The organism is Cedecea neteri (assembly GCF_000758325.1).
GTDB classification, from domain to species: Bacteria; Pseudomonadota; Gammaproteobacteria; order Enterobacterales; family Enterobacteriaceae; genus Cedecea; species Cedecea neteri_B.
This window is the reverse complement of the sequence record NZ_CP009459.1, coordinates 2,232,765-2,253,756: the sequence shown is the minus strand read 5'-3', so window position 1 is coordinate 2,253,756 and position 20,992 is coordinate 2,232,765. Positions and strand designations below refer to the sequence as shown.

Here is a 20,992-nt window from a genome sequence, read left to right as displayed (position 1 = left end):
ACTATTTTAATTTTCTGAGAGAAAACCACTTACAGCCGCAAGCGTAAGGACGCCGAAGAGCGCCTTAGCGTATCAGGGGATATCATGCTTACCATTCTGGAACTTATTATCGGGGTCGTGGTGATTGTGGGCGTTGCCCGCTACATCATCAAAGGCTATTCCGCCACCGGCGTGCTGTTCGTCGGCGGGTTATTGTTACTTATCGTCAGCGCGCTGATGGGGCATAAAGTGTTGCCCGCCAGCGCGGAAAGCACCGGCTACACCGCCACGGACATTTTTGAATACGTCAAAATATTATTGATGAGCCGCGGCGGCGATCTTGGCATGATGATCATGATGCTCTGCGGGTTTGCCGCCTACATGACTCATATCGGCGCCAACGATGTGGTGGTCAAACTGGCCTCTAAACCGCTGAAATTCATCAACTCACCTTACTTACTGATGATTGCCGCCTACTTCGTCGCCTGCCTGATGTCGCTGGCGGTCTCGTCCGCAACCGGGCTTGGCGTACTGTTAATGGCTACGCTGTTCCCGGTCATGGTCAACGTCGGCATCAGTCGTGGCGCAGCGGCGGCCATTTGCGCTTCCCCGGCGGCGATTATTCTGGCCCCAACCTCCGGTGACGTGGTGCTGGCCGCTCAGGCCTCTGAAATGTCACTGGTCGATTTCGCCTTTAAAACGACCATTCCTATTTCCATCGCCGCTATCATCAGCATGGCAATTGCGCACTTCTTCTGGCAGCGCTATCTCGATAAAAAAGAGCAAATCAACCACGAAATGCTGGACGTGACTGAAATTCAGACCACCGCGCCCTCTTTTTACGCCATTCTGCCGTTTACGCCGATCATTGGCGTACTGATTTTCGACGGCAAATGGGGCCCGCAGCTGCATATCATTACTATCCTGGTGATATGTATTCTGATTGCCGCGCTGATTGAGTTCTTCCGCAGCTTCAACACGCAGCACGTCTTCTCCGGGATGGAAGTTTGCTATCGCGGCATGGCGGACGCCTTCGCCAACGTGGTGATGCTGCTGGTTGCCGCCGGCGTCTTTGCCCAGGGCTTAAGCACCATCGGCTTTATTCAAAGCCTGATCTCCATTGCCACCTCGTTTGGTTCCGCGAGTATTATTCTGATGCTGGTGCTGGTCGTTCTGACCATGCTGGCGGCAATGACCACCGGCTCCGGGAACGCACCGTTCTATGCCTTCGTCGAAATGATCCCGAAACTGGCGCACTCTTCCGGGATTAACCCTGCCTACCTGACCATTCCAATGTTGCAGGCCTCCAACCTGGGCCGCACCATTTCCCCCGTTTCCGGCGTGGTAGTGGCCGTCGCCGGGATGGCAAAAATATCGCCTTTCGAAGTCGTGAAGCGTACCTCTGTGCCAGTCGCCGTCGGTCTTATTGTGGTGATTATCGCCACGGAGATTCTGGTTCCTGCAGCAGCGATCGTTCACTAACAAGCAGACATCATCGTTTCAAGCGCCTGCATCAGGCGCTTTTTTTATGCCTATAATAAGCCCGCCTCCAGGACAGATAAGAGAATAATGATGAATTTCACACCGCGACATTTACTGCTTTGCACGCCACTTTTCCTCAGCCATGTAGCATTTGCCGACGCCCTGCTGCCCAGCCAGTACAAGGATTTTGATCGCTACGTACTGGCGCTCTCCTGGCAAACCGGCTTCTGCCAGAGCATGCACGACCGCAACCGTAACGAACCCGCTGAGTGCAAAGCTCAACAGGAACAGGCGGATAAAAGCGCCTTTCTGACAGTTCACGGTCTCTGGCCGGGTCTGCCAAAATCGGTCGCTTCACGCGGTGTCGATGAGAAACGCTGGATGCGCTACGGCTGCGCCACTCGCCCGGTACCGAATATGGCCGAAGCAAGAGCGTCAAACAAATGCGCCGCGCCGGACACCGGGCTTTCCGTTGAAATGGCCTCAAAGCTGGCGGGCGTGATGCCGGGCGCAGGCGGGCAATCCTGCCTGGAACGCTATGAATACGCCAAGCACGGCGTGTGTTTCGGGTTCAACCCTGACGATTACTTCGGCACGATGGTGCGCCTGAACGGGGAAATGAAACACAGCGCCTTTGGCCAGTTCCTGGCTCAGAACTACGGCCAGGTCGTGACGCGTAAAGCGTTTAACAAGGCGGTGAAGCAAACCTGGGGCAGCGATGCAGTGGATGCTATCAAGCTCACCTGTGACGGTAATCCCGCCTACCTCACGGAAATGCAGATCTCCCTGCTGGCAGACAAGATTAACCAACCGCTGCAAACCGCCTCATTCGCCCCACAGAAACACCCCGGCAACTGCGGGAAGAGCTTCCGCCTGGACGCAGTTGGCTACTAACAGGATAAATACTGAAGTCAAAAATTAATCGCATCACTATTTGTTCCGGTTTTTTGGCTATAGCCTTCAGGTAACGAACCTGGAGGTCACCATGAACAGAACAAAACGGTATTTACTGCAGCTGAAGGCGCAGTTCGAGCGTGAAGGCAGTCAGCAAAAACTGCTGGGGTTTATCTGGCTCTCGCCGCAGCAGCGTTATGACATTCTCAAAGAGCTCTTGTTGCCGATAGCGGAACATCACGCTCGTTAAAAACAGTCGGGCTCCTTGCAGCGCGGGGCCCTGCTGAATACCGTTTCCTGACGATATTAGTCAGGCGCATGTCAGATTTTTTCCAGCCAAACAATTCCCCAGCTCTCCTTTCGCACTGATTATTTTGATTGTTTGAACTTCGTCCCAAAATGTTAACAAACATTACAGAGTTCATTTACAGGCAACCGTATGTTACCGATATCATGTTACCGGTATCAGCATCACCCAATAACACGCTTTTGGTGCATTTGCCTGAGAATTTGCCACTGGGGAAATAAAATGACTGAAATAACAACAAATTTAGGCGCAGGAAGCCTGCTGGGTATTGCCGCCTGTTCCGTCGTGCTCCTGCTCGTATTGATCATGCGCTTTCGCGTACATGCCTTCCTGGCGCTGACCCTGGTCAGCGTCATTGTGGCTCTCGTCACCGGCGTGCCGTTCGACAAAATTGTGCCCACGATTCTGGGCGGCTTCGGCAGCACGCTGGCAGGCGTCGCGTTATTGGTTGGGTTAGGCGCCATGATCGGTCGCCTGTTGGAAATTTCCGGCGGGGCAAAAGTGCTGGCAGACACCCTGGTTGGCACATTTGGCGCTCACCGGGCCCCCTTCGCGCTCGGTGTCGCGTCACTGCTGTTTGGCTTTCCGATCTTCTTCGATGCAGGTCTGGTGGTCATGCTGCCGATCATCTTCAGCGTGGCGAAGCAATTCGGCGGTTCAACCCTGAAATATGCGCTCCCCGCAGCAGGTGCTTTCGCGGTGATGCATGCGCTTCTGCCGCCGCATCCAGGCCCTGTTGCTGCCAGCGAGCTGCTGGGCGCGAACATCGGCCTGTTGGTTGTGGTGGGGCTGATTATCGCTATCCCGACCTGGTATATCGGAGCCTATCTCTTCGGGCTGTATGCCGGGAAGAAATTCGATATTCCTCTGCCGAGTTCTTTCCTTGGTAAAGTCGAAGTGGACCAGAATCACCAGCCGCCGTCATTCGGCATGGTCATGACAATTTTACTGATGCCGCTGGTACTGATTTTCCTCGATACCGGCCTTAACACCGCCACGGTCCTCGGCTGGGTCAGCGCCGACAATACGCTGGTGAACTTCTTACGCATGCTGGGCAAAACGCCTATTGCGCTCCTGATTACCGTCTTTTTTGCCCTGATGGTCTTCAGCGGCAAACATAGCCGCCAGCACCTTGAAAAGGTATGTGACGGCGCACTCGGCCCTATTTGCGGCATTATCCTGGTGACCGGCGCAGGCGGTATGTTCGGCGGCGTGCTGCGCGCAAGCGGCATTGGTGACGCGCTGGCTGGCGTACTCTCAGACACAGGCATGCCGGTTATCGTTGCCGCCTTTGTTATCTCGACCGCGCTTCGCGTCGCTCAGGGGTCAGCCACCGTAGCTCTGACCACCACCGCCGCGCTGGTCTCACCGATGGTCGAAGCCACCACGGGCCTCAGCCAGTTTGATTTGTGCTTTATTGTTATCGCCATAGCGGGCGGAGCAACCGTGCTGTCTCACGTGAATGACTCCGGCTTCTGGCTGGTGGGCCGTTTCCTGGAAATGGATGAGAAAACGACGCTGAAAACCTGGACCGTGATGGAAACGCTGATCGGCACCATCGCCTTCCTGCTGGCAGCGCTGGGGAGCGTGATTCTGTAAGGGAATCGGGGGAAGTCAAAATGTGACTGATCTCGCTTTCAACTCCGGGCTAAGCTCAGTATCATCGTTCCTACGTGAACAACCCTCGCCGGTTTCGGTGGGGGTTTTTCTTTGTACGATTTCAGCACATGAGTGCCCTGCTTTTTTACACGGAGAGAACTATGTCCAGACCTGCCATCATCATTAACGAACTAGACGCCGAACGCCTTGACCGCCTGCTGGAACAGCCGCAGTTCGCCAAAGCCCCGGTGGCAGAGGCGCTCAACGCCGAACTGGATCGCGCGGAGATGTGCAGCCCGGAGAAGATGCCGTCGGATGTGGTGTCCATGAACAGCCGCGTAGAGTTTCGCGATTTAAGCACCCAGGAAGTCCACGTTCGCACGCTGGTTTACCCGGCGAACCTGACCGACAGCGATAACCAGCTTTCTGTTATGGCTCCGGTCGGAGCTGCGCTGCTCGGCCTGCGGGTTGGCGATAGTATCAACTGGACGTTGCCAAACGGCAGCCAGACTCACCTTGAAGTGCTGGCTTTACACTACCAGCCTGAATCTGCCGGGGAGTTTCACCGCTAATTCGATTCGCTGGTGCAGTCTTTCTTCCGGGAGGGGCTGCTTTTTACCCTCTCCCAGAGGGTGAGGGGATAGATTGCTAGCGCTCTGCCCTATTATTTTCCCCCTCTCCCTCCGGGAGAGGGCCGGGGTGAGGGGCCTGCTCTCACAGAATAGCCTCCTCGGTCAAAATACGCTTCGCCCCCAGGTAATGATCCTGCCAGTAATTGTCTGCCAGCTGGCTGATGCGGATATTCAGCCCGGTTCTGGGCGCCTCGATAAACTGCCCTTCCCCTAAATAAACCCCAACATGATCGGCGCGATCCTGGCTTTTGATACTGAAAAAGACCAGATCGCCGCGCCTAAGCTGGCGCGGGTTGATGCGCTTTAATCTTTGATCCTGGAACATCCCATTGGCGGTACGAGGCAGCTTTTGGCTAAGCAGTTTGTTATAGGCGTAATAGATTAGCCCGCTACAGTCGAAGCCCTGCTCGGGCGTCTGCCCCCCCCCAAACATAGGGCTTGCCCAACTGCTGTTTGAGCCGCGCTATCACTTTGTGGAGAGTGGCTTCCACGCGCGGGCTTACCATCTCAGCCATAAGCGCTTCGGTCGCCAGCGGCCACAGACCTTCTGAGCCCCCCATCAGCCCAGGGCGCCAGCGAGTGTGCATGGCGAGCTGTTCACGGTTCAGGGCACGAGCGGCCTTTTTTTGAACAGCCTGGCGCTTTTTCTGTTCAGGCGTCGGTGGGACGACAGCAAGGTGCTTTTTGGCACTGGCAAGCAGCCTTGCACGATTTTTCATCCGTTCACGGGCTTCTTTACTCTGCGGCTGAGCGATCTGTGTGCGCTTCACGCCCGCTTTAGGTTTTTTAACGGGTGAAGCCCTGGTCTGTGAAGAAAACAGGACGAATAGCAGCAGAAAAAAAAATCCCGCCCTACGCCGGGAGAGTTCGGACGCAGGCGGAAAAGTGGAGACAATTGAGGTGGAAATAGACATGAGCAACACAAATACCTGGAAATTTAGCGTGCCACGGAAGGCTGCTGCGCCACGCGCTCAGCCAGCGGCTTAAGCACTTTTTCGCCATGCCGACCAAAGAATTGATACAGAGAAGCGCTAGCGGAGTGGGTCAACACCATGATTTCAATACGGCGATTGGCCGAACTGAGCGGATGTTCAGGATCAAGCAACATCTGGTCAGCCATCCCGCTAACCTGCAGCACTTTCCCGTTATCCAGCCCACCCTTTGCCAGCGCTTTGCGCGCCTGCATGGCACGCTCGCCGGACAAGTTCCAGTTGTTGTAAAGCTCCTGGTCACGAAAGCGCGTCGCATCGGTGTGTCCGGTAATAATAATTTTGTTATCAATGGAGTTCAGCGCCGTAGCAAACTCCGTCAGCAGGCGGTTAAAGAAGGGGGTCAGAATGGCACTGCTACGCTGGAACATTTCTCGTTTTTGGTCGTCCTGCACCAGAATACGCAGCCCCTGCGGCACGATTTCGATTTGCAGATTAGACTGCGCGTCATAGGCTGAAGTGATCTTCATGATCACCCGGGCCAAATCTTCAATTTCCTTTTCTGAGCGGCGGTTCACGTCTTCCAGACTTTCTCCCTGGCTTGCCGCATTGGTCAATGCCTGCAGCGCAGCAACATCCTGCTGAATCGCCTGGCTGGCATCATCCGGCTTTGGCTTCCCGGCCAGAACAGTAATGCTGCCCCCGGAGCCGATTGGCCTGAACCTTGGCTACAAGCTGGTTTCGCTGGTTGATACCGCCAAAGGCAGCCCGCTTTCACAGCGTGTACGCGGGGCGCGCCAGGTTATCTCTGAGACCTGCGGCGTACTGCTGCCGGAGATCCGCATTCGTGAAAATTTCCGCCTCAAACCCGCCCAGTACGCCATCCACATCAACGGGATTCGCGTGGCATTGGGGGAAGTGAACTCGGAAAAACTGATGGCAATCAACGGCCAGCGCGTTTCCGGTATAAAAACCCTGCATTAATAATAAAGTGAGAAGAATGCGCTTGAGCATATTTAAGAGAAAATTCTGAAAGAGAAGTGGCTATTCTGACCAGAACATATGCGGTTTGCAATCTCAGGCTGATTTCATGATTAATTGAAATAAAAATGAAAATAATGCGTTAATAATATGCCATTAATCAGGGTGAAAGGGATTAATAGCATAATCAGAACGGACAGATAATATACTTCCCGTTATGCAGATTCGCGCGGAACCAGCTCACCGGAAATAATAATTCGCTGGGCAGGAAGTTCCGGCTGTTTGATTTTACTGACAATTAACGCGGCAGCCTGCCGCCCGGTCTCTTCACTGGAGGCGGAAACATAGGTAAAGCTCGGCGAGGTCAAATTAATGTACATCATATCCTCGAAACCAATCAGCGAGACCTGCTGCGTTAAGAAAACGTCCTTCCCTACCGTGCGACCGACCTGCTGAATGCCGGTAATTGCGCCGATAATGGCCGCCGGAGAATGACACAGCATGGCGGTAATCTGGTTACTCTTTTCAAGCATCAGGCGCGTGGCAAAAGCCGAAGCCGATGTGTCGTCTGCACATTCCGGCGCCCACTCTTCTCTAAACGGCAAGCCGTACTGCTGCAGGGCGCTACGGTAACCGGACAGCCGCTCGGCGCGGATCAGGCAGCTTTTTGTGCCCCCCAGCCAGGCGATATTGCGGTGGCCGCGCTCAATGAGAAAACGCGTGGCCTGGTTACCGGCCTGACGATTATCCCGCCCAATCACATCGCGCGTACTGGTAATAGTTGATTCAGAGATAACCACCGTGGGCAGCGGGCAGTCGGTAATGGCCTGAGGAACCTCAGCGGAGTGGCAGTCGGCGGCCAGATAAATCACCCCGGCAACGCCCTGCTGGCTAAACGAGGTCAGGCAGTTGCGAAGCTGTTGCTCTCCGTCGCGCGGCTGGCCAAGAAACACCATGTAGCCCTGTTTTTCTAACTGTTGGACAACGCTTGCCGTGACGTTGACGGAGAAAGAGTTGTTAAAGTCACGAATAATCAGGCCGATCAGGTTAGAGGTGCTGGAACGAAGGTTGGCGGCGGCAACGTTATGCACGTAGCCCAGTTCCTTGATAGCGGCATTGACCTTATCAATGGTCGCCTCAGAGATCTTGCCCTTCTGGCGCAGCACCAGCGAAACCGTCGAAACCGATACGCCCGCCAGCTCAGCGACATCAATGATGTTGACCTTTTTCATTCCACCCCTGTAACCGCACATCCATAAATTTCAGCCCCCTGAAACATACAGGAGGCCGAAAGGTATTACATTATTTACCGATCATCGTCGACATTGTCTGCGCAATAAATTGCGCTCTGGCACCAAATATGACCTGGATACCCGAATCGCCGACGAATACCACACCTCGAGCGCCCAGACTGTTCAGGCCGTCTTTGTCGACCATCGAACTGTCGTCCACTTCCAGACGCAGACGGGTGATGCAGGAACCCACGGAGTTGATGTTAGGAGCCCCGCCCAGCAGGCCAATGATATCGCCCGCCAGTTCAGTGTCGGTTTTGTCTCCCGCGTTAGCGGTCACTTCGGTACGACCGGGCGTTTTCACGTCGAAGCGGCGAATCACGAAGCGGAAAGTGAAGTAGTAAATCAGCGCCATCGGCACACCCACGACCACCGCCATCAGGAAGTTAGTCTGGTAGCCGTTGAACGACGGCAGAATCCCGAAGGAGATATAGTCGATCATCCCGGCGGAGAACGATTTGGCGATATGGGCATGCAGCAGGTACATGCACATATAAGACAGGCCAGCCATCACCGCGTTGAACACATACAGAATCGGAGCAACAAAGATGAAGGTGAACTCAACCGGCTCGGTGATCCCGGTGAGGAAGCAAGTCAGCGCCGCGGAGAACAGAATACCGGAGGCAATTTTCTTATTCTTGGTGTTGGCTTCATGGTACATCGCCAGACAGGCCGCAGGCAGTGCGAACAGCATCAGCGGGAACTCGCCCTGCATGAATTTACCGGCATTCTGGTAGCTGTCGCTGCTGAAGGATTTCACGCCCTCTTCCAGCATTTTGAACCAAATTGTCTGGTCGCCGTGAATCACCTGCCCGGTATGGGTGGTGTATTCCCCGAAGGAGTACCAGAAGGACGGATACCAGATGTGGTGCAGGCCCAGCGGGATTAATGCGCGCTCAACCAGCCCGAAGATAAAGGTTGATGCAGCCTGATTATCGCCGTTAACCACCACCGACAGCGCATCAATACCGGACTGAATGTATGACCACACCCACGGCAGCACCATCCCCAACAGGAAGGAGAGAAACGCCGTCGCGATGGCGACAAAACGCTTGCCGGAGAAGAAGCCCAGGAATTCAGGCAATTGCATGGTGTGAAATTTGTTGTAGCACCATGCCGCCAGGATACCGGATATCAACCCGCCAAAGACGCCCATTTGCAGCGTCGGAATGCCGACCACCATGGCATATTTCCCGCCCGCAGAGGCCATTTCCGGCGTGATGTGCATGACGGTACCAATGGTGATGTTGATGATAAACACCGACACCGCCGCCGACAGCGCGGCAATACCCGATTCCGCAGCAAGGCCCACGGCAGAACCGATGGCGAACAACATTGGCAGGTTGTCGAAGATAACCCCGCCCGCGTTCATCATCAGCGGTAAGTGAAACTTATCGCCAAACGCCAGCAGTAAACCTGCAGCGGGCAGCAGAGAGATAGGCAGCATTAATGCGCGGCCAATCATGGAAAGCTTTGATAACGATTTAACAACACTGGACAACAGACTCATGGACGTTTCCCCCGGCGCAGACGCAGTAACCGCGTTTTGTCTGTTAACGCGTTTTTATGGTAGGTAGAACGTTCTAGTAGAACGTTCTACCTAGAGTGCCGAAACGATTTTTGCCCCGCAACTGAATTCTGCGATGTTGTCATATTGTTATCGAATATTTGAAGTGACGCAGGTTTTTAAGCCTGGTATTGATGAGGTAATTTGAATCTGAGGCAGGAAAAGCTCTGCAACTCTCCTTCCCCCAAACGGCAAGGAGAGTTGATGCCTGCCCTCTTCGTTCAGAAAAGGGCGCGGGATTAAGGCTGAACGGTAATGCTCAGGCTCTCAAAAACGACGGTCTGACCCGCCACAATTTTGCAGCGCTTGCGGGTTTCAACTTCACCGTCCACCTTCACGAGGCCTTCGGCAATCACCGCTTTTGCCTGCGCGCCGCTTTCACACCAGCCTTCCAGCTTGAGCAAGTCGCACAGTTCAACGTGAGGGTGTTTACCTAGTGAGAAGGTCGCCATTATTACTCTCCATCAACATCATGATATTCCTCGCAGGCCTGCAAGGTATTCTGAATTAGGGTGGCAACCGTCATTGGACCTACGCCACCCGGAACCGGCGTAATATACGAGGCTTTGGCGGCGGCTTCATCATAAATTACGTCCCCGACCACTTTCCCGCTCTCAAGGCGGTTAATGCCGACGTCCACCACGATGGCGCCTTCTTTAATCCATTCGCCCGGAATAAAGCCAGGTTTGCCCACGGCGACAATTACCAGGTCGGCGTTCTCAACGTGCTGGCGGAGGTTTTTGGTGAAACGGTGCGTTACGGTCGTGGTGCAACCGGCCAGCAGCAGTTCCATGCTCATCGGGCGCCCCACGATGTTGGACGCGCCAATGATGACGGCGTTCAGGCCGTAGGTGTCAATGTTGTAGCGCTCAAGCAGCGTCACGATGCCGCGCGGGGTACACGGACGCAGGCGCGGCGCACGCTGGCAAAGACGGCCAATGTTGTACGGATGGAAGCCGTCCACGTCTTTGTCCGGGTCGATACGCTCGAGCACTTTGACGTTATCGATCCCGGCAGGCAGCGGCAGCTGTACCAGAATGCCGTCAATCTCAGCGTCCGCGTTCAGCGCATCGATCAGTGCCAGCAGCTCCGCTTCGCTGGTGGTTTCCGGCAAATCATAAGAGCGGGAGACGAAACCAACCTCTTCGCAGGCTTTGCGTTTGTTCGCGACATAAATCTGGGACGCAGGGTTCGCTCCCACCAATACAACGGCCAGACCAGGGGCACGTTTTCCTGCGGCAATTCGGGCTTTTACTTTTTCAGCAACTTCAAGCCGTACCTGCTGCGCAATCGTTTTACCGTCAATAATCTTTGCTGCCATCAGAGAGAGAATTCCATCTGTAAACTTAAAGGAAGGGGGTTGCTGCTATTTTGTCAGATGCGCGGCCCGCTGTCAGGCACTGATGTGGGTTTATGCTCATTTGTCACGCAGGTGGTTGAAAAGCCATTGACTCAAGAGGTGCTGACCGTATAATCCACCCCGCATCAAGCCGTAATGTTTCTCTGCATTACTCAGTGCGCCCTTAGCTCAGCTGGATAGAGCAACGGCCTTCTAAGCCGTAGGTCACAGGTTCGAACCCTGTAGGGCGTACCATTTCGAAGTCAACAGACATCAACCGATGTCTTTTTTATGCCTGTAATTCAGTGAGTTGAATGATTTTAGCGCATCGAAATTCTCTCAGCGTCTACCCGCCTCAAAGAGTCTCTGTTGATAAAGGTGATGGTATATTCCGGTTCAATGAGATTATGTACCAACTGAATCACCACGGGTTCAACAGATACCTCAGAGTCATTTAGAAAGTTTTTTCCAGCGACTGAAGCGTGAACGTATAAAGAGAAAGTTCTTGGAACGAGGGAAGAGACTCTGAGTTATATGTTTGATTACATCGGAATGCCTTATAACAGCAAGCATCAACATGGTTCGAACGATCGGATGCCGCAGACTGAATATGAAAATCAATATGATCAACGGATCAAAATTGTCTAGATTATCCGCGGCGATTCACTTTTCAGCCAACACACCCTTACCTGAATAAATATATTCATTCAGCGACCCTACATTAATCGCAGGGCCTTTAAAACGGATATAAAAGAAAAACTGTAATATCTAAGATTGAGTCAGGTAAGCATCCTTGTTGTTATTGCAATCATATCTTACCTTATTAAACTTCCGCTGATGTTGGCTAAAAAACTTTGATTCATCATATTTTATTTTAATATCCATATGAAATATAAGTCATTTTTTCGTCAATTCCTGTCGGAAACCGCGACTATTTCTGCAGGAAAATCCCTACAACTCACAAGCCACCCAGTAATTTTCACGAAGACTTCTCATTCTTCACTGAGGATTATGGCATCTTAAAACGCATTCAGGTATGTTTGGTTTAATGGATTATTATGTTAAGGATTACAAAATATGAAGAGAAGTGCATTGATCGTGGATGATCACCCCTCTATTCGTTTAGCGCTGGGCATAACACTCGGACAACTCGGCTTTGATGATATAGATGAGTGCGACAGTGGCATTGATGCAATCCATTATATAAAAAATAAAAGTTATAGAATTGTTATTCTTGATTTAGGTATTCTAAACATTGATGGTATGACAGTGATTGACACTGTTCGTAAATTAGAGATTAGGACAAAGTTTCTCGTTTACACCGCTTTGGCATCAGATGTCTATGCACAAAGAAGCTTTAGAGCAGGCGCGTGTGGATTTGTCTCTAAAAGTGACTCCATGGATAGTGTTGCTACGGCAGTAAAGGCAATTGATGCCGGTTATAGCTTTTTCCCAAAGATGGTGATTCATACATCCCCACAAAGACACCCATTCGAAACGTTATCAAACAGAGAACTCGCTGTGCTAAGGAAAATTACACTAGGTTTATCTAATAATGAAATAGCGGAGAATATGTGCTTGAGCAATAAAACGGTCAGTACATATAAAACGAGAATCATGAAAAAACTTGGGGTATCAAATCTTGTGGAACTTATTGCCGTGGCAAATTGTGAGAAAGTTAATTGAACATAATAACCTTTTCACCTGTCTCATATTTTTTTTAGCATTCAACACCTGTGCAGGTGATTTCAAATATAACCATCATGAAATTAATTTATTAAACGATAAAAATGAAGCAACCACCTCCACTGAAGATACGCTGGTATTTGGTGTTTTTAGACATAACACACCTCCTTTCGACGTTTTTATTAACAATCAATTTTATGATGGCATAAATGCTGATTTTTTTTATTGGATTGGACACTACGGAAATAAAAGAATTAAAATACGAGTATTTAACGACACTTTAAGCGCCGAGAAAGCACTGATAGACGGTGAAGTGGATATTGTCACTGGGTTTACTTCCAAATCTGGCAGTACATTAAATAGCCTTGATCGGGTAACTTATATTCCTGGAATTCCAATCCTTTCTGTTGTAAATAAATTAGAAATCCAAAAAAATCAAAAAATGAAAGTTTTAGTTTCTAATGAACTAATTTCTGATGATGAAATAAAAAATATCCACCCCTATTCAGTGATTGAAAGGACTGACTCCCCAATATATGGCCTTTTATCTGTCAGCATTGGCCAGAGTGATGTGTTCATAAGTGATGCTATAACGATAGGGTATTTTTCAAAAAATACTGTATTTTACAATCTGAGTGTTAATGGCAGGGTTGATTGCCGCAATTGTGGCATAAAGTTTTTCACAGTACGTAAAGACGACAATATAACAAAAGAAATAATAATGACAGGCATTTCAAAGATGCCCAAGTTAGAACGTTATAGTGCGGTTAGCAAGTGGGATAAATCAAGTGATTTTATTACCCCAGGAGCGAGCGATCTTTTGAATGACAAAGAGTGCAAGTGGATAAAGTCAAATAGATCAATTAAAGTCATTCTTCCTGTAGATATGCCGCCATTTTCTTTCTTCGACGACGGTAAATTTGTAGGTGGTATACCAAGCCTTTTGAAACTAATCGAAAACACTACCGGCATTGAATTTACATTCATTTCTGATAAAAATATATTAAGTGACTCAGACAATGGAAAAGTAATAATTGGCATGGCCAGTTCGATGTTTGCAGTAGATAAAGGATACACTTTTACCCGTAAGTATGCTCAATCCCCCGTTGTGATGGTTAATTTATTACAGACTAAAAATGCCAAAAATAAACCACAGCTAATAGCCACAACGTTGGATATACACAAGGTTCGACAACTTTACCCATCAATTGAACACGTTATACAGACTAAAACAATACGTGAAGCGTATCAGATGCTTCAAAAAGGAATTGTTTACGGAGTGATAGATATTTACTCCTCTGCCAGATATTATGATGAAGAAAGGCCAGGTTTTTATGTGATTACAGCCCCTATAAAAGGAAAAGTAGCCAAATTATCATTCGGCATACCCAAAAATGAGATTTTCTTGAATGATATTATCAACAAGTCTTTAAAACAAATACCAGACTCTGCAATTGATGAACTGGCAAAAAAATGGTCATCTCCAAAACCACAAAAAACGTTCTTTCAACGATACCACATACAAACCATCATATTTATTATGGTGATATCTTTTTTGATTTTTATTATAAGCATGTGGGTAGTACGCCTTATTAACTGTTTAAAAATAAATAACAAAGCTCGCGAGAATCTAAACAACCAACTGTTATCACTTAAGAATTTTATCGACGAAACACCTAACCCTATGTATGTTTGTGACAAACATATGATGATGATTTCATGCAACGCCTCTTATAGTGAATTCCTTAACTTACAAGAAGATGACCTCGCAGGGACTAGTGAAATAATTTTTCTTTATCAGAACGATGATGCAGTTGTTGATTATAGAAATGATGTCAGGAGAGCTATCACAGAAAAGACATCTATAATTAAGGATAGAAAGATTAGAATTAAAAACTCTCCTTTTTTACTTTATGTTCATCACTGGATTGTACCTTACGCTAATGATAAAGATGAAATAATCGGTGTGGTTGAGGGGTGGATTGATGTTACGGAACGCAAGATTCTGGAAGAAAAACTGATACATGCTGACTCAGCAAAATCTGCATTTCTCGCCACAATGAGTCACGAAATAAGGACACCATTAAACGCCATCATAGGCATGCTTGAAATCGGTAATAATAACCTTAAGAAAGGAATGGTAGACAGTACTGCATTTGACGTTGCAGAACGTTCATCCCTGGAACTTCATAAGTTAATTGGCAATATACTAGACATTCAAAAAATTGAATCAGGAAAATTAACACCTCACTGTACTTCTATTGAGTTAAGAACTTTTTTCGAAAATTTAGTTGCTATGTTTAAAGATGATGCAAAAAAGAAAAATCTCATTATCAATCTTATTTTAGATGAAAGCACATATGAAAACAATATTAGTACGGACGAAATTCTCCTGCGTCAAGTGGTTTGTAATGTGTTAAGTAATGCAATTAAATTTACTGATGAAGGGAATGTGAAGTTGCACGTTGTTCTTCAGCCTAATGAATTTAAAAATGGGTGTTTTCTTAATATAAAGATTTGTGATACTGGCTGCGGAATATCCTTGCCTGAACAGGAATTACTTTTCAAGCCTTTTTCACAGGTTTATCAGAACCCCGATAAAAGATCGATGGGCAGTGGCCTTGGTCTTTCTATATGTAAGAGCATCTGTGAAGCGTTAGGCGGTTCCATTAGCCTAAGTAGTAAAGTAGGTTTGGGAACCACAGTATCAATATCTGTTGCAGTTAAATATATTCGTCAAAACAATACACAACCTAAAGCGTTTAATAAATCAGGAGTTCACCACCATAAAAAATTGCGTATTCTTTTAGTTGATGACTACTACCCAAACTTACTGGTACTTAAAAAACAGCTGACCTTTCTTAATTGTGAGGTAGTGGAGTGTGAGGATCCTGTCAGAGCCGTTGAAATATGGCAGACTTTCAGACCACACATAACATTCACAGATTATAATATGAGCGGTCTGGATGGACCTCAGCTCACGACTCAAATACTGGAAATAGATTCCAAAGCCATTATCATTGGGTTAACAGCAGACGCACGCCCTGAAGTTATTGAAATCTGCATCCGGTCTGGAATGGTCGATTGTATATTCAAACCCATAAATCTTGAAATACTATCAAATTTGCTTTCCCGCTATACTAAATTTGATATCAATGACGATTTTTCTATCGTGTCATCGTTGGATTGCAGTACGGATCCAAAGTTCAAAGCTTCACTAAGCGAAAATTCATTTCATTGTATTAGCGATTTACATGATGCCCTTTCTGATTCGAGATTTAACGATATTAGAACTCTGGCACACAAGTTGAAAGGGGGACTGACTCTTGGCCATTACAATGAACTGGTTACGCTTTGTACTAAGTTGGAATCAGCCGCAGAAAATAAAAACGCTAACGAATGCACAGAACTGCTTCTGAAACTTGAAGATGGCGTTAGTCACTCCCTGTTTTAATTATTATCATAATAACATTTCATTTATGGTTTCCTGCGGGTCTGACATGCTGGTATTGATATGCTCCGCCAGTTTCTACGCCATCAAGAGTCAATATCATTTGGATGAATAAAACTCATATACCACGGCAATGACGGCAATTAAATTTATTATTACAGTCATAAAAAACCAGCGTCTGAACGGCTGTTTCTGTGTTTTATGGCGAAAACTTTGCTGAGCCAGAATTGCCCCGGGCCAACCGCCCGTCAGCCCAAAGAAAAGCAATGTTGCCTCCGGCACGCGCTGCCAGCCTTTCACCGCAGCCAGTTTGTCACCGCCGTAAACCAGCAGCGTGAGAACATTCACCAGTACAAACCATATAATCAAAGAGTGAGGCATAACAGCGCTGCCCACCGCGGCAAGTATCAGAAGAAAATAGCAGAAATGGTTAAGGGTCATCAGTTACCACAGTAATACGTGATTGAGGATAAGACGGAATTATATCTAAATAATTTTCATGGATCCTGCAGGGCAACCAGGAGGTTTAGCGACTCAATAAATTGCAGTTGTTATAATTAGCCAATTAATTATTTCTCAAGAAATATATTATCTATCTATCATATTGAATAGTTTGACATCGTCGGCAAGCAATTGTGGCAAATGACACGCTCTTTTACTTTTCCTCGCCAGCACATTTTTCACGCCGCAGTAGACTTATCGGTACCGCCATCTCCTCACGGGGCTGGCACCCAAAACGCTAATATCAGCAGGTGAATAACATGCATAAAGCCATCAAAATGCTGCTTGCCAGCTCGATTTGCTTGCCTTTATTCGCCGCAGCGGCCGACCCCGTCATTCCCTGGGCCGACAACAGCGGTGGAACCGAAAGCCAGCACATCGCCGCCATGGGGCAAAACCTTAACGGCCAGCATCAGGCCATCAGCAAAACTCAGGAAGGCGTCTGGGCGGATAACAGCGGCTCGCCAGGCGCTGACGAACAGGCACTCAGCAGCAGCAAACCCGCTTTCGCCGGTGATCCGAAACTTATGCCTCATCAGGGCTAACCACGCTGCACAGGGCCTCGTGCCCTGTGCCTTAAAACCGCAGCCCCCAGCCCTCAATCACCCCCGGCAATTGTGAAAGCAAATAGAGCACCAGCCCGACCGAGCCCCCTACCAGCGTGCCGTTAATGCGAATGAACTGCAGATCTTTGCCGATGTTGAGTTCAATCTGGCGGGACATGTCTTTTGCGTCCCAGCTTTTCACCGTGTCGCTAATGTGCCGGGTAAGAAACGCAGAGAAATCCGGCGCAATATGCCGGGCGGCCTGCTCAAGGTGCTCATTCAGCGAGGCCCGCAGCGAAGCATCGGCCGTTAGCGTTTCCCCGAGCCATTGCCCCGCTTCGGCAATCCGCTTTTGCACCCGCGAGTCATCGCGGGCGATATCTGTTTTCAGCCAGCCCCGCAGGTCATTCCAAAGCTCGCCGAGGTAGAGATTAAACTTCTCATCCTCCTTCAGGTAACTTTTGATGGTTTCCGCTTTAGCCGCCATTTCCGGGTCATTTTTCAGGCTGTCGATAAGCCGCTGCACGGCGCGATCGAATGCCCGACGAAGCTGGTGCGTTTTGTCCTGGCTGACGTCATCCAGCAGAGAATTAACGGCGTCGGATACCAGCTCTGCGCTTTGCTCGCCCAGCCATTCGGTGGGCAGCACCCTGGCCTTAACCGGATGCTCGGTTTCCAGCCAGTGGACGATTTGGCGGGCAATAAATTCCCTGCTGGCCGGTTTCTCCAACAGTGTCAGCAACTGAGCGATCACCGAGTCGAGCAACGCCTGATGGCGGTTATTTTTGGTCAGGCTTTCCAGCAACAGCGCGCTGGAATAACTGAGATCGACTTTATCAATGGCTTTGTGCACCGCCCGACGAATCAGCCCCTGAATTCGAGCGTCATCGGTTAACGACAGCCACGCCTCCATCACCTTGAGCATGTGCCGCCCTACCTGCTGAGCATTTTCGGGCTGCCGGAACCAGCTCCCCATCATCTGCGCCGGTTCATGGCGACGAATCAGGTCAATCAGCGACTGAGTATCGAGAAACTTTTCCTGCACGAACTTGCCGAGATTCTCGCCGATACGGTCTTTATTACGCGGAATAATGGCGGTATGCCGGGCGATAAATGGGATCGGCACGCGACGAAACAGCGCCACAACAGCAAACCAGTCCGCCATGGCGCCGACCATCGCCGCTTCAGAAATCGCTTTCAGGCCGCTGACCCAGAAACTGGGCGGCAAAAATAAGGTAGCGACGAACGTTGCCGCGGCAATCAGTAAGAGTGAAAGCGCCAGCCGTTTGGCGCGCTTTAATTCGGTGAGTTTTTCCATTACTTAAGCGTAGCGCCCGTCTCAGCCACCAGCCAGTCATGGAACAGCGTAACCTCCGGGCGGCGGCTGGAGCGTTCTGAACGCACGATAAAATAGGACCAGGTCAGCGGCCATTTGTGCTGCGGGAAAAGCTGGCGCAGTTGCCCAAGATCGATCAGTTGCTGGACCAGCGCTTTGCGCACCACTGCCACGCCACGCCCGCTGAGGGCAGCCAGAATAACGGCCGACGTAGAGTTAATGTGCAGGCCGTTTTGCTCACATAAAGCAACGCCAACATCCTGGGATATCGTTTCCCAGTCAGGGAAATTCGCGCCCGGGTGCGGCGTATCATCGTAGATAAGCTTCTGCTTTGACAGCCAGTCTGCTTCGGTGACGCCAGTCAGCAACTGAGGACTACAGACAATTACCGCCTCCTCATCCATCAGCCACGTTGACTGCAACCCAGGCCAGTTGCCGGGGCCGCAGCGTATGCCAACATCGGCCTCGCCATGTAGCACATCGGTCAGTTTTTCCGTGACGTTAAGGCGCAGGTCGATGCTGTCATGTTGCTCGGAAAAGCGATTGAGGCGCTCCATCAGCCAGTTCATCATCAGTACCTGAGAAGCGGTAATCACCACCACAGCGCGGGCTCTGGCACCGCGTAGCTTATTCAATCCCTGCTCCAGGCTGTCCAGCCCAACGGTAATGTCCTGCAGCGCCTCCTTTGCTTCCTCCACCAGCGTAAGTCTTTCTTTTCCACTGCGCGTTCGGTGCAGCAGCGGATGGCCGACCCACTCTTCCAGGGAACGAACAAGCTGCCCCACGGCGGCGGGCGTGACGCCCAGCTCTTCTGCCGCACCGGTAAAGCTGCCGTGGCGCGCCGTGGCTTCAAAGGCGTGCAGCCATTTCAGGCGATTCAGCGATCTCATATTTTCTCTTCGACAAAGGACGATATACCGACAAGATAGTTTTTCTTTCTCGGTTTGCAAGTTCTTATGCTTCGTCAGGCCCAAATGGTTTTGTCATTCTGTCGCCATTCCGAAGCGCCACGCTGGCAGCTTCACCTTATTAAGCAAAGAGAAACGAGGTCATCATGTCTACATCATTCGCAGGTAAGAAACTTTTAGTTGTTGGCGGCACCAGCGGTATGGGTCTGGAAAGCGCCCGCCAGGTGCTGGAAAACGGCGGGAAAGTTGTGCTGGTCGGGAATCGCGCGGAGAAAGCCGAACAGGCACGCCAGGCGCTGTCTGCCCTCGGGGAAGTGTCCGTCATCGTCGCGGACCTGATGAGCAGCGAAGGGATGCACAAAGTGATGGACGTGATTAACGCCGAACACCGCGACATCAGCCTGTTGGTGAACGCCGCCGGGGTCTTCTTCCCGAAAGCCTTTACCGAACACGAAGAAGCGGATTATGACATGTACATGAGCATCAACCGCGCGACCTTCTTCATTACCCGCGAAGTGGTGAAAAACATGGTTGCCGCTGGAATCAAAGGCTCAATCGTCAACATCGGTTCCATGTGGGCACAGCAGGCCATCGGCGCAACCCCTTCTTCCGCCTACTCCATGGCGAAGGCCGGTTTGCATGCGCTGACGAAGAACCTTGCTATTGAACTGGGTACGCATGGTATCCGCGTCAATGCAGTTTCTCCGGCGGTGGTGCATACGCCAATTTATGAAGGCTTCATTCCTAAAGAAGATGTTGCAGGCGTGATGGGTAGCTTCGACAGCTTCCACCCGATTGGCCGCGTTGGTACTCCACGCGACGTTGCCGAAGTGGTTAGCTTCCTGCTGTCCGACAATACCACCTGGGTGACAGGCGCGTTGTGGGATGTTGACGGTGGCGTGATGGCGGGTCGTAATTAAAATCAACCGCCCCTGATCCCAGCCCTCTCCCCAAAGGGGCGAGGGGGGAAAACAACAGGCAGAACACTACGCAATCTATCCCCTCTCCCTTCCAGGGAGAGGGTAAAAAAATGCCTGTTCTCCCAGCCAGATCACGGCGAAACCTCATCGTTAGTGCCATGATGGTTGAAACGTTACCAAAAGGAGCTGAACGATGTATAAAACCATCCTAATGCCGGTGGATGTTTTTGAAATGGAGCTCACGGATAAAGCTATTCGCCATGCCGAATACCTGGCGAAAGAGTCTGAGGGCACAATCCACCTTCTGTACGTTCTGCCTAAATCCCCGCTGTTTAATACCCACGGTTTTTCCTCTGACATCCGCAAATTCGACGAGTACCTGAAGAAAAATGCCGAAGAAAAGATGGAAGAATTGCGCGGGCATTTCTCGCTACCTAAAGAACGCGTGGTGCTTGAGATTCGCTACGGCTCGGTGAGGGATGAAGTGAACGAAGTCGCACAGGACATTCATGCGGATGTAATCATTGTAGGTTCGAAGAACCCGTCTATTTCCACTCACCTGCTCGGCTCCAACGCTTCCAGCATTATTCGCCATGCCCGCTTCCCGGTCTTTGTGGTTCGGTAAAGCGCCAAAAAAGAGCCTG

The 20,992-nt window shown here is 50.1% G+C and carries 19 protein-coding genes, 1 tRNA gene and 3 pseudogenes; 13 read left to right on the top strand and 10 right to left on the bottom strand.

The genetic code is table 11. The annotated features are described in order from the left end of the window. The first annotated feature begins 84 nt into the window (after positions 1 to 84). From dcuC to rnk, 5 genes are all read left to right on the top strand, one after another. Positions 85 to 1,461, top strand: coding sequence for an anaerobic C4-dicarboxylate transporter DcuC (dcuC, locus tag LH86_RS10615; protein WP_039301046.1), 1,377 nt, complete (start codon positions 85 to 87; stop codon positions 1,459 to 1,461). 87 nt (positions 1,462 to 1,548) lie between these two features. Next, positions 1,549 to 2,355 (top strand): ribonuclease I, encoded by an 807-nt coding sequence (gene rna, locus LH86_RS10610; RefSeq protein WP_156107023.1) that lies wholly within the window; start codon positions 1,549 to 1,551, stop codon positions 2,353 to 2,355. 91 nt (positions 2,356 to 2,446) lie between these two features. After that, complete coding sequence (locus LH86_RS22575; protein ID WP_156107022.1) at positions 2,447 to 2,605, top strand: hypothetical protein; 159 nt, start codon at positions 2,447 to 2,449, stop codon at positions 2,603 to 2,605. 279 nt (positions 2,606 to 2,884) lie between these two features. Beyond that, positions 2,885 to 4,261, top strand: a complete 1,377-nt coding sequence (locus LH86_RS10605) for a GntP family permease (protein WP_039301043.1) — start codon at positions 2,885 to 2,887, stop codon at positions 4,259 to 4,261. A 161-nt stretch (positions 4,262 to 4,422) separates the two neighbouring features. After that, positions 4,423 to 4,833 (top strand): nucleoside diphosphate kinase regulator, encoded by a 411-nt coding sequence (rnk, locus tag LH86_RS10600; protein ID WP_039301040.1) that lies wholly within the window; start codon positions 4,423 to 4,425, stop codon positions 4,831 to 4,833. Between the two features lie 142 nt (positions 4,834 to 4,975). Here the strand turns inward: rnk and LH86_RS23025 are convergent, their stop codons facing one another. From LH86_RS23025 to LH86_RS10590, 3 genes and pseudogenes are all read right to left on the bottom strand, one after another. Continuing rightward, positions 4,976 to 5,326: a C40 family peptidase gene (locus tag LH86_RS23025; protein WP_419657119.1), complete on the bottom strand. Its 351-nt coding sequence runs from the start codon at positions 5,324 to 5,326 to the stop codon at positions 4,976 to 4,978. Further along, a complete protein-coding gene (locus tag LH86_RS23020; protein WP_419657117.1) occupies positions 5,283 to 5,663 on the bottom strand; it encodes a hypothetical protein in 381 nt (126 codons plus the stop codon). Before LH86_RS23020 ends, LH86_RS23025 begins: the two co-directional genes overlap by 44 nt. Positions 5,664 to 5,830: 167 nt before the next feature. Beyond that, a pseudogene (locus LH86_RS10590) lies at positions 5,831 to 6,415 on the bottom strand (OmpA family protein); the annotation flags it as partial. A gap of 112 nt (positions 6,416 to 6,527) precedes the next feature. Between LH86_RS10590 and LH86_RS22030 the strand changes: the two are divergent. After that, positions 6,528 to 6,788: pseudogene (locus LH86_RS22030) on the top strand (FHIPEP family type III secretion protein); the annotation flags it as partial. A 230-nt stretch (positions 6,789 to 7,018) separates the two neighbouring features. On the opposite strand, the gene malI reads toward LH86_RS22030, so the two are convergent. From malI to folD, 4 genes are all read right to left on the bottom strand, one after another. Next, positions 7,019 to 8,035, bottom strand: coding sequence for a Mal regulon transcriptional regulator MalI (malI, locus tag LH86_RS10580; RefSeq protein ID WP_008455994.1), 1,017 nt, complete (start codon positions 8,033 to 8,035; stop codon positions 7,019 to 7,021). Positions 8,036 to 8,105: 70 nt separating this feature from the next. After that, positions 8,106 to 9,605 (bottom strand): PTS transporter subunit EIIC, encoded by a 1,500-nt coding sequence (locus LH86_RS10575; RefSeq protein ID WP_008455993.1) that lies wholly within the window; start codon positions 9,603 to 9,605, stop codon positions 8,106 to 8,108. A 296-nt stretch (positions 9,606 to 9,901) separates the two neighbouring features. Next, a complete protein-coding gene (gene ybcJ / locus LH86_RS10570) occupies positions 9,902 to 10,114 on the bottom strand; it encodes a ribosome-associated protein YbcJ (RefSeq protein ID WP_008455991.1) in 213 nt (70 codons plus the stop codon). Between the two features lie 2 nt (positions 10,115 to 10,116). Then, complete coding sequence (gene folD / locus LH86_RS10565) at positions 10,117 to 10,983, bottom strand: bifunctional methylenetetrahydrofolate dehydrogenase/methenyltetrahydrofolate cyclohydrolase FolD (RefSeq protein WP_039301034.1); 867 nt, start codon at positions 10,981 to 10,983, stop codon at positions 10,117 to 10,119. A gap of 196 nt (positions 10,984 to 11,179) precedes the next feature. Between folD and LH86_RS10560 the strand changes: the two genes are divergently transcribed. The 4 genes and pseudogenes from LH86_RS10560 to LH86_RS10550 all read left to right on the top strand — a co-directional run bounded on the left by LH86_RS10560 (position 11,180) and on the right by LH86_RS10550 (position 16,141). Then, positions 11,180 to 11,256: transfer RNA gene (locus tag LH86_RS10560), tRNA-Arg, on the top strand. Between the two features lie 202 nt (positions 11,257 to 11,458). Then, a pseudogene (locus LH86_RS22800) lies at positions 11,459 to 11,649 on the top strand (IS3 family transposase); the annotation flags it as partial. Between the two features lie 429 nt (positions 11,650 to 12,078). Then, positions 12,079 to 12,687 (top strand): response regulator transcription factor, encoded by a 609-nt coding sequence (locus tag LH86_RS10555; protein WP_039301029.1) that lies wholly within the window; start codon positions 12,079 to 12,081, stop codon positions 12,685 to 12,687. After that, on the top strand, positions 12,671 to 16,141 hold the full coding sequence (locus LH86_RS10550) for an ATP-binding protein (protein ID WP_039301026.1): 3,471 nt from the start codon (positions 12,671 to 12,673) through the stop codon (positions 16,139 to 16,141). Before LH86_RS10555 ends, LH86_RS10550 begins: the two co-directional genes overlap by 17 nt. Positions 16,142 to 16,237: 96 nt before the next feature. Here the strand turns inward: LH86_RS10550 and LH86_RS10545 are convergent, their stop codons facing one another. After that, the gene (locus LH86_RS10545) at positions 16,238 to 16,579 is read right to left on the bottom strand and encodes a DUF1294 domain-containing protein (protein WP_039301024.1); all 342 of its coding nucleotides are present in this window, start codon (positions 16,577 to 16,579) and stop codon (positions 16,238 to 16,240) included. A gap of 320 nt (positions 16,580 to 16,899) precedes the next feature. Between LH86_RS10545 and LH86_RS10540 the strand changes: the two genes are divergently transcribed. After that, a complete protein-coding gene (locus LH86_RS10540) occupies positions 16,900 to 17,184 on the top strand; it encodes a hypothetical protein (RefSeq protein ID WP_052045570.1) in 285 nt (94 codons plus the stop codon). A 31-nt stretch (positions 17,185 to 17,215) separates the two neighbouring features. Here the strand turns inward: LH86_RS10540 and LH86_RS10535 are convergent, their stop codons facing one another. Continuing rightward, on the bottom strand, positions 17,216 to 18,502 hold the full coding sequence (locus LH86_RS10535) for a DUF445 domain-containing protein (protein WP_039301021.1): 1,287 nt from the start codon (positions 18,500 to 18,502) through the stop codon (positions 17,216 to 17,218). Beyond that, positions 18,502 to 19,410, bottom strand: coding sequence for a LysR substrate-binding domain-containing protein (locus LH86_RS10530; RefSeq protein ID WP_039301018.1), 909 nt, complete (start codon positions 19,408 to 19,410; stop codon positions 18,502 to 18,504). Before LH86_RS10530 ends, LH86_RS10535 begins: the two co-directional genes overlap by 1 nt. 164 nt (positions 19,411 to 19,574) lie before the next feature. On the opposite strand from LH86_RS10530, the gene LH86_RS10525 reads away from it, so the two are divergent. Both LH86_RS10525 and uspG read left to right on the top strand, forming a co-directional pair. Next, positions 19,575 to 20,348, top strand: coding sequence for an SDR family NAD(P)-dependent oxidoreductase (locus LH86_RS10525; protein ID WP_039301014.1), 774 nt, complete (start codon positions 19,575 to 19,577; stop codon positions 20,346 to 20,348). 193 nt (positions 20,349 to 20,541) lie between these two features. Then, the gene (gene uspG / locus LH86_RS10520; protein WP_008455928.1) at positions 20,542 to 20,973 is read left to right on the top strand and encodes a universal stress protein UspG; all 432 of its coding nucleotides are present in this window, start codon (positions 20,542 to 20,544) and stop codon (positions 20,971 to 20,973) included. Positions 20,974 to 20,992 lie beyond the last annotated feature (19 nt).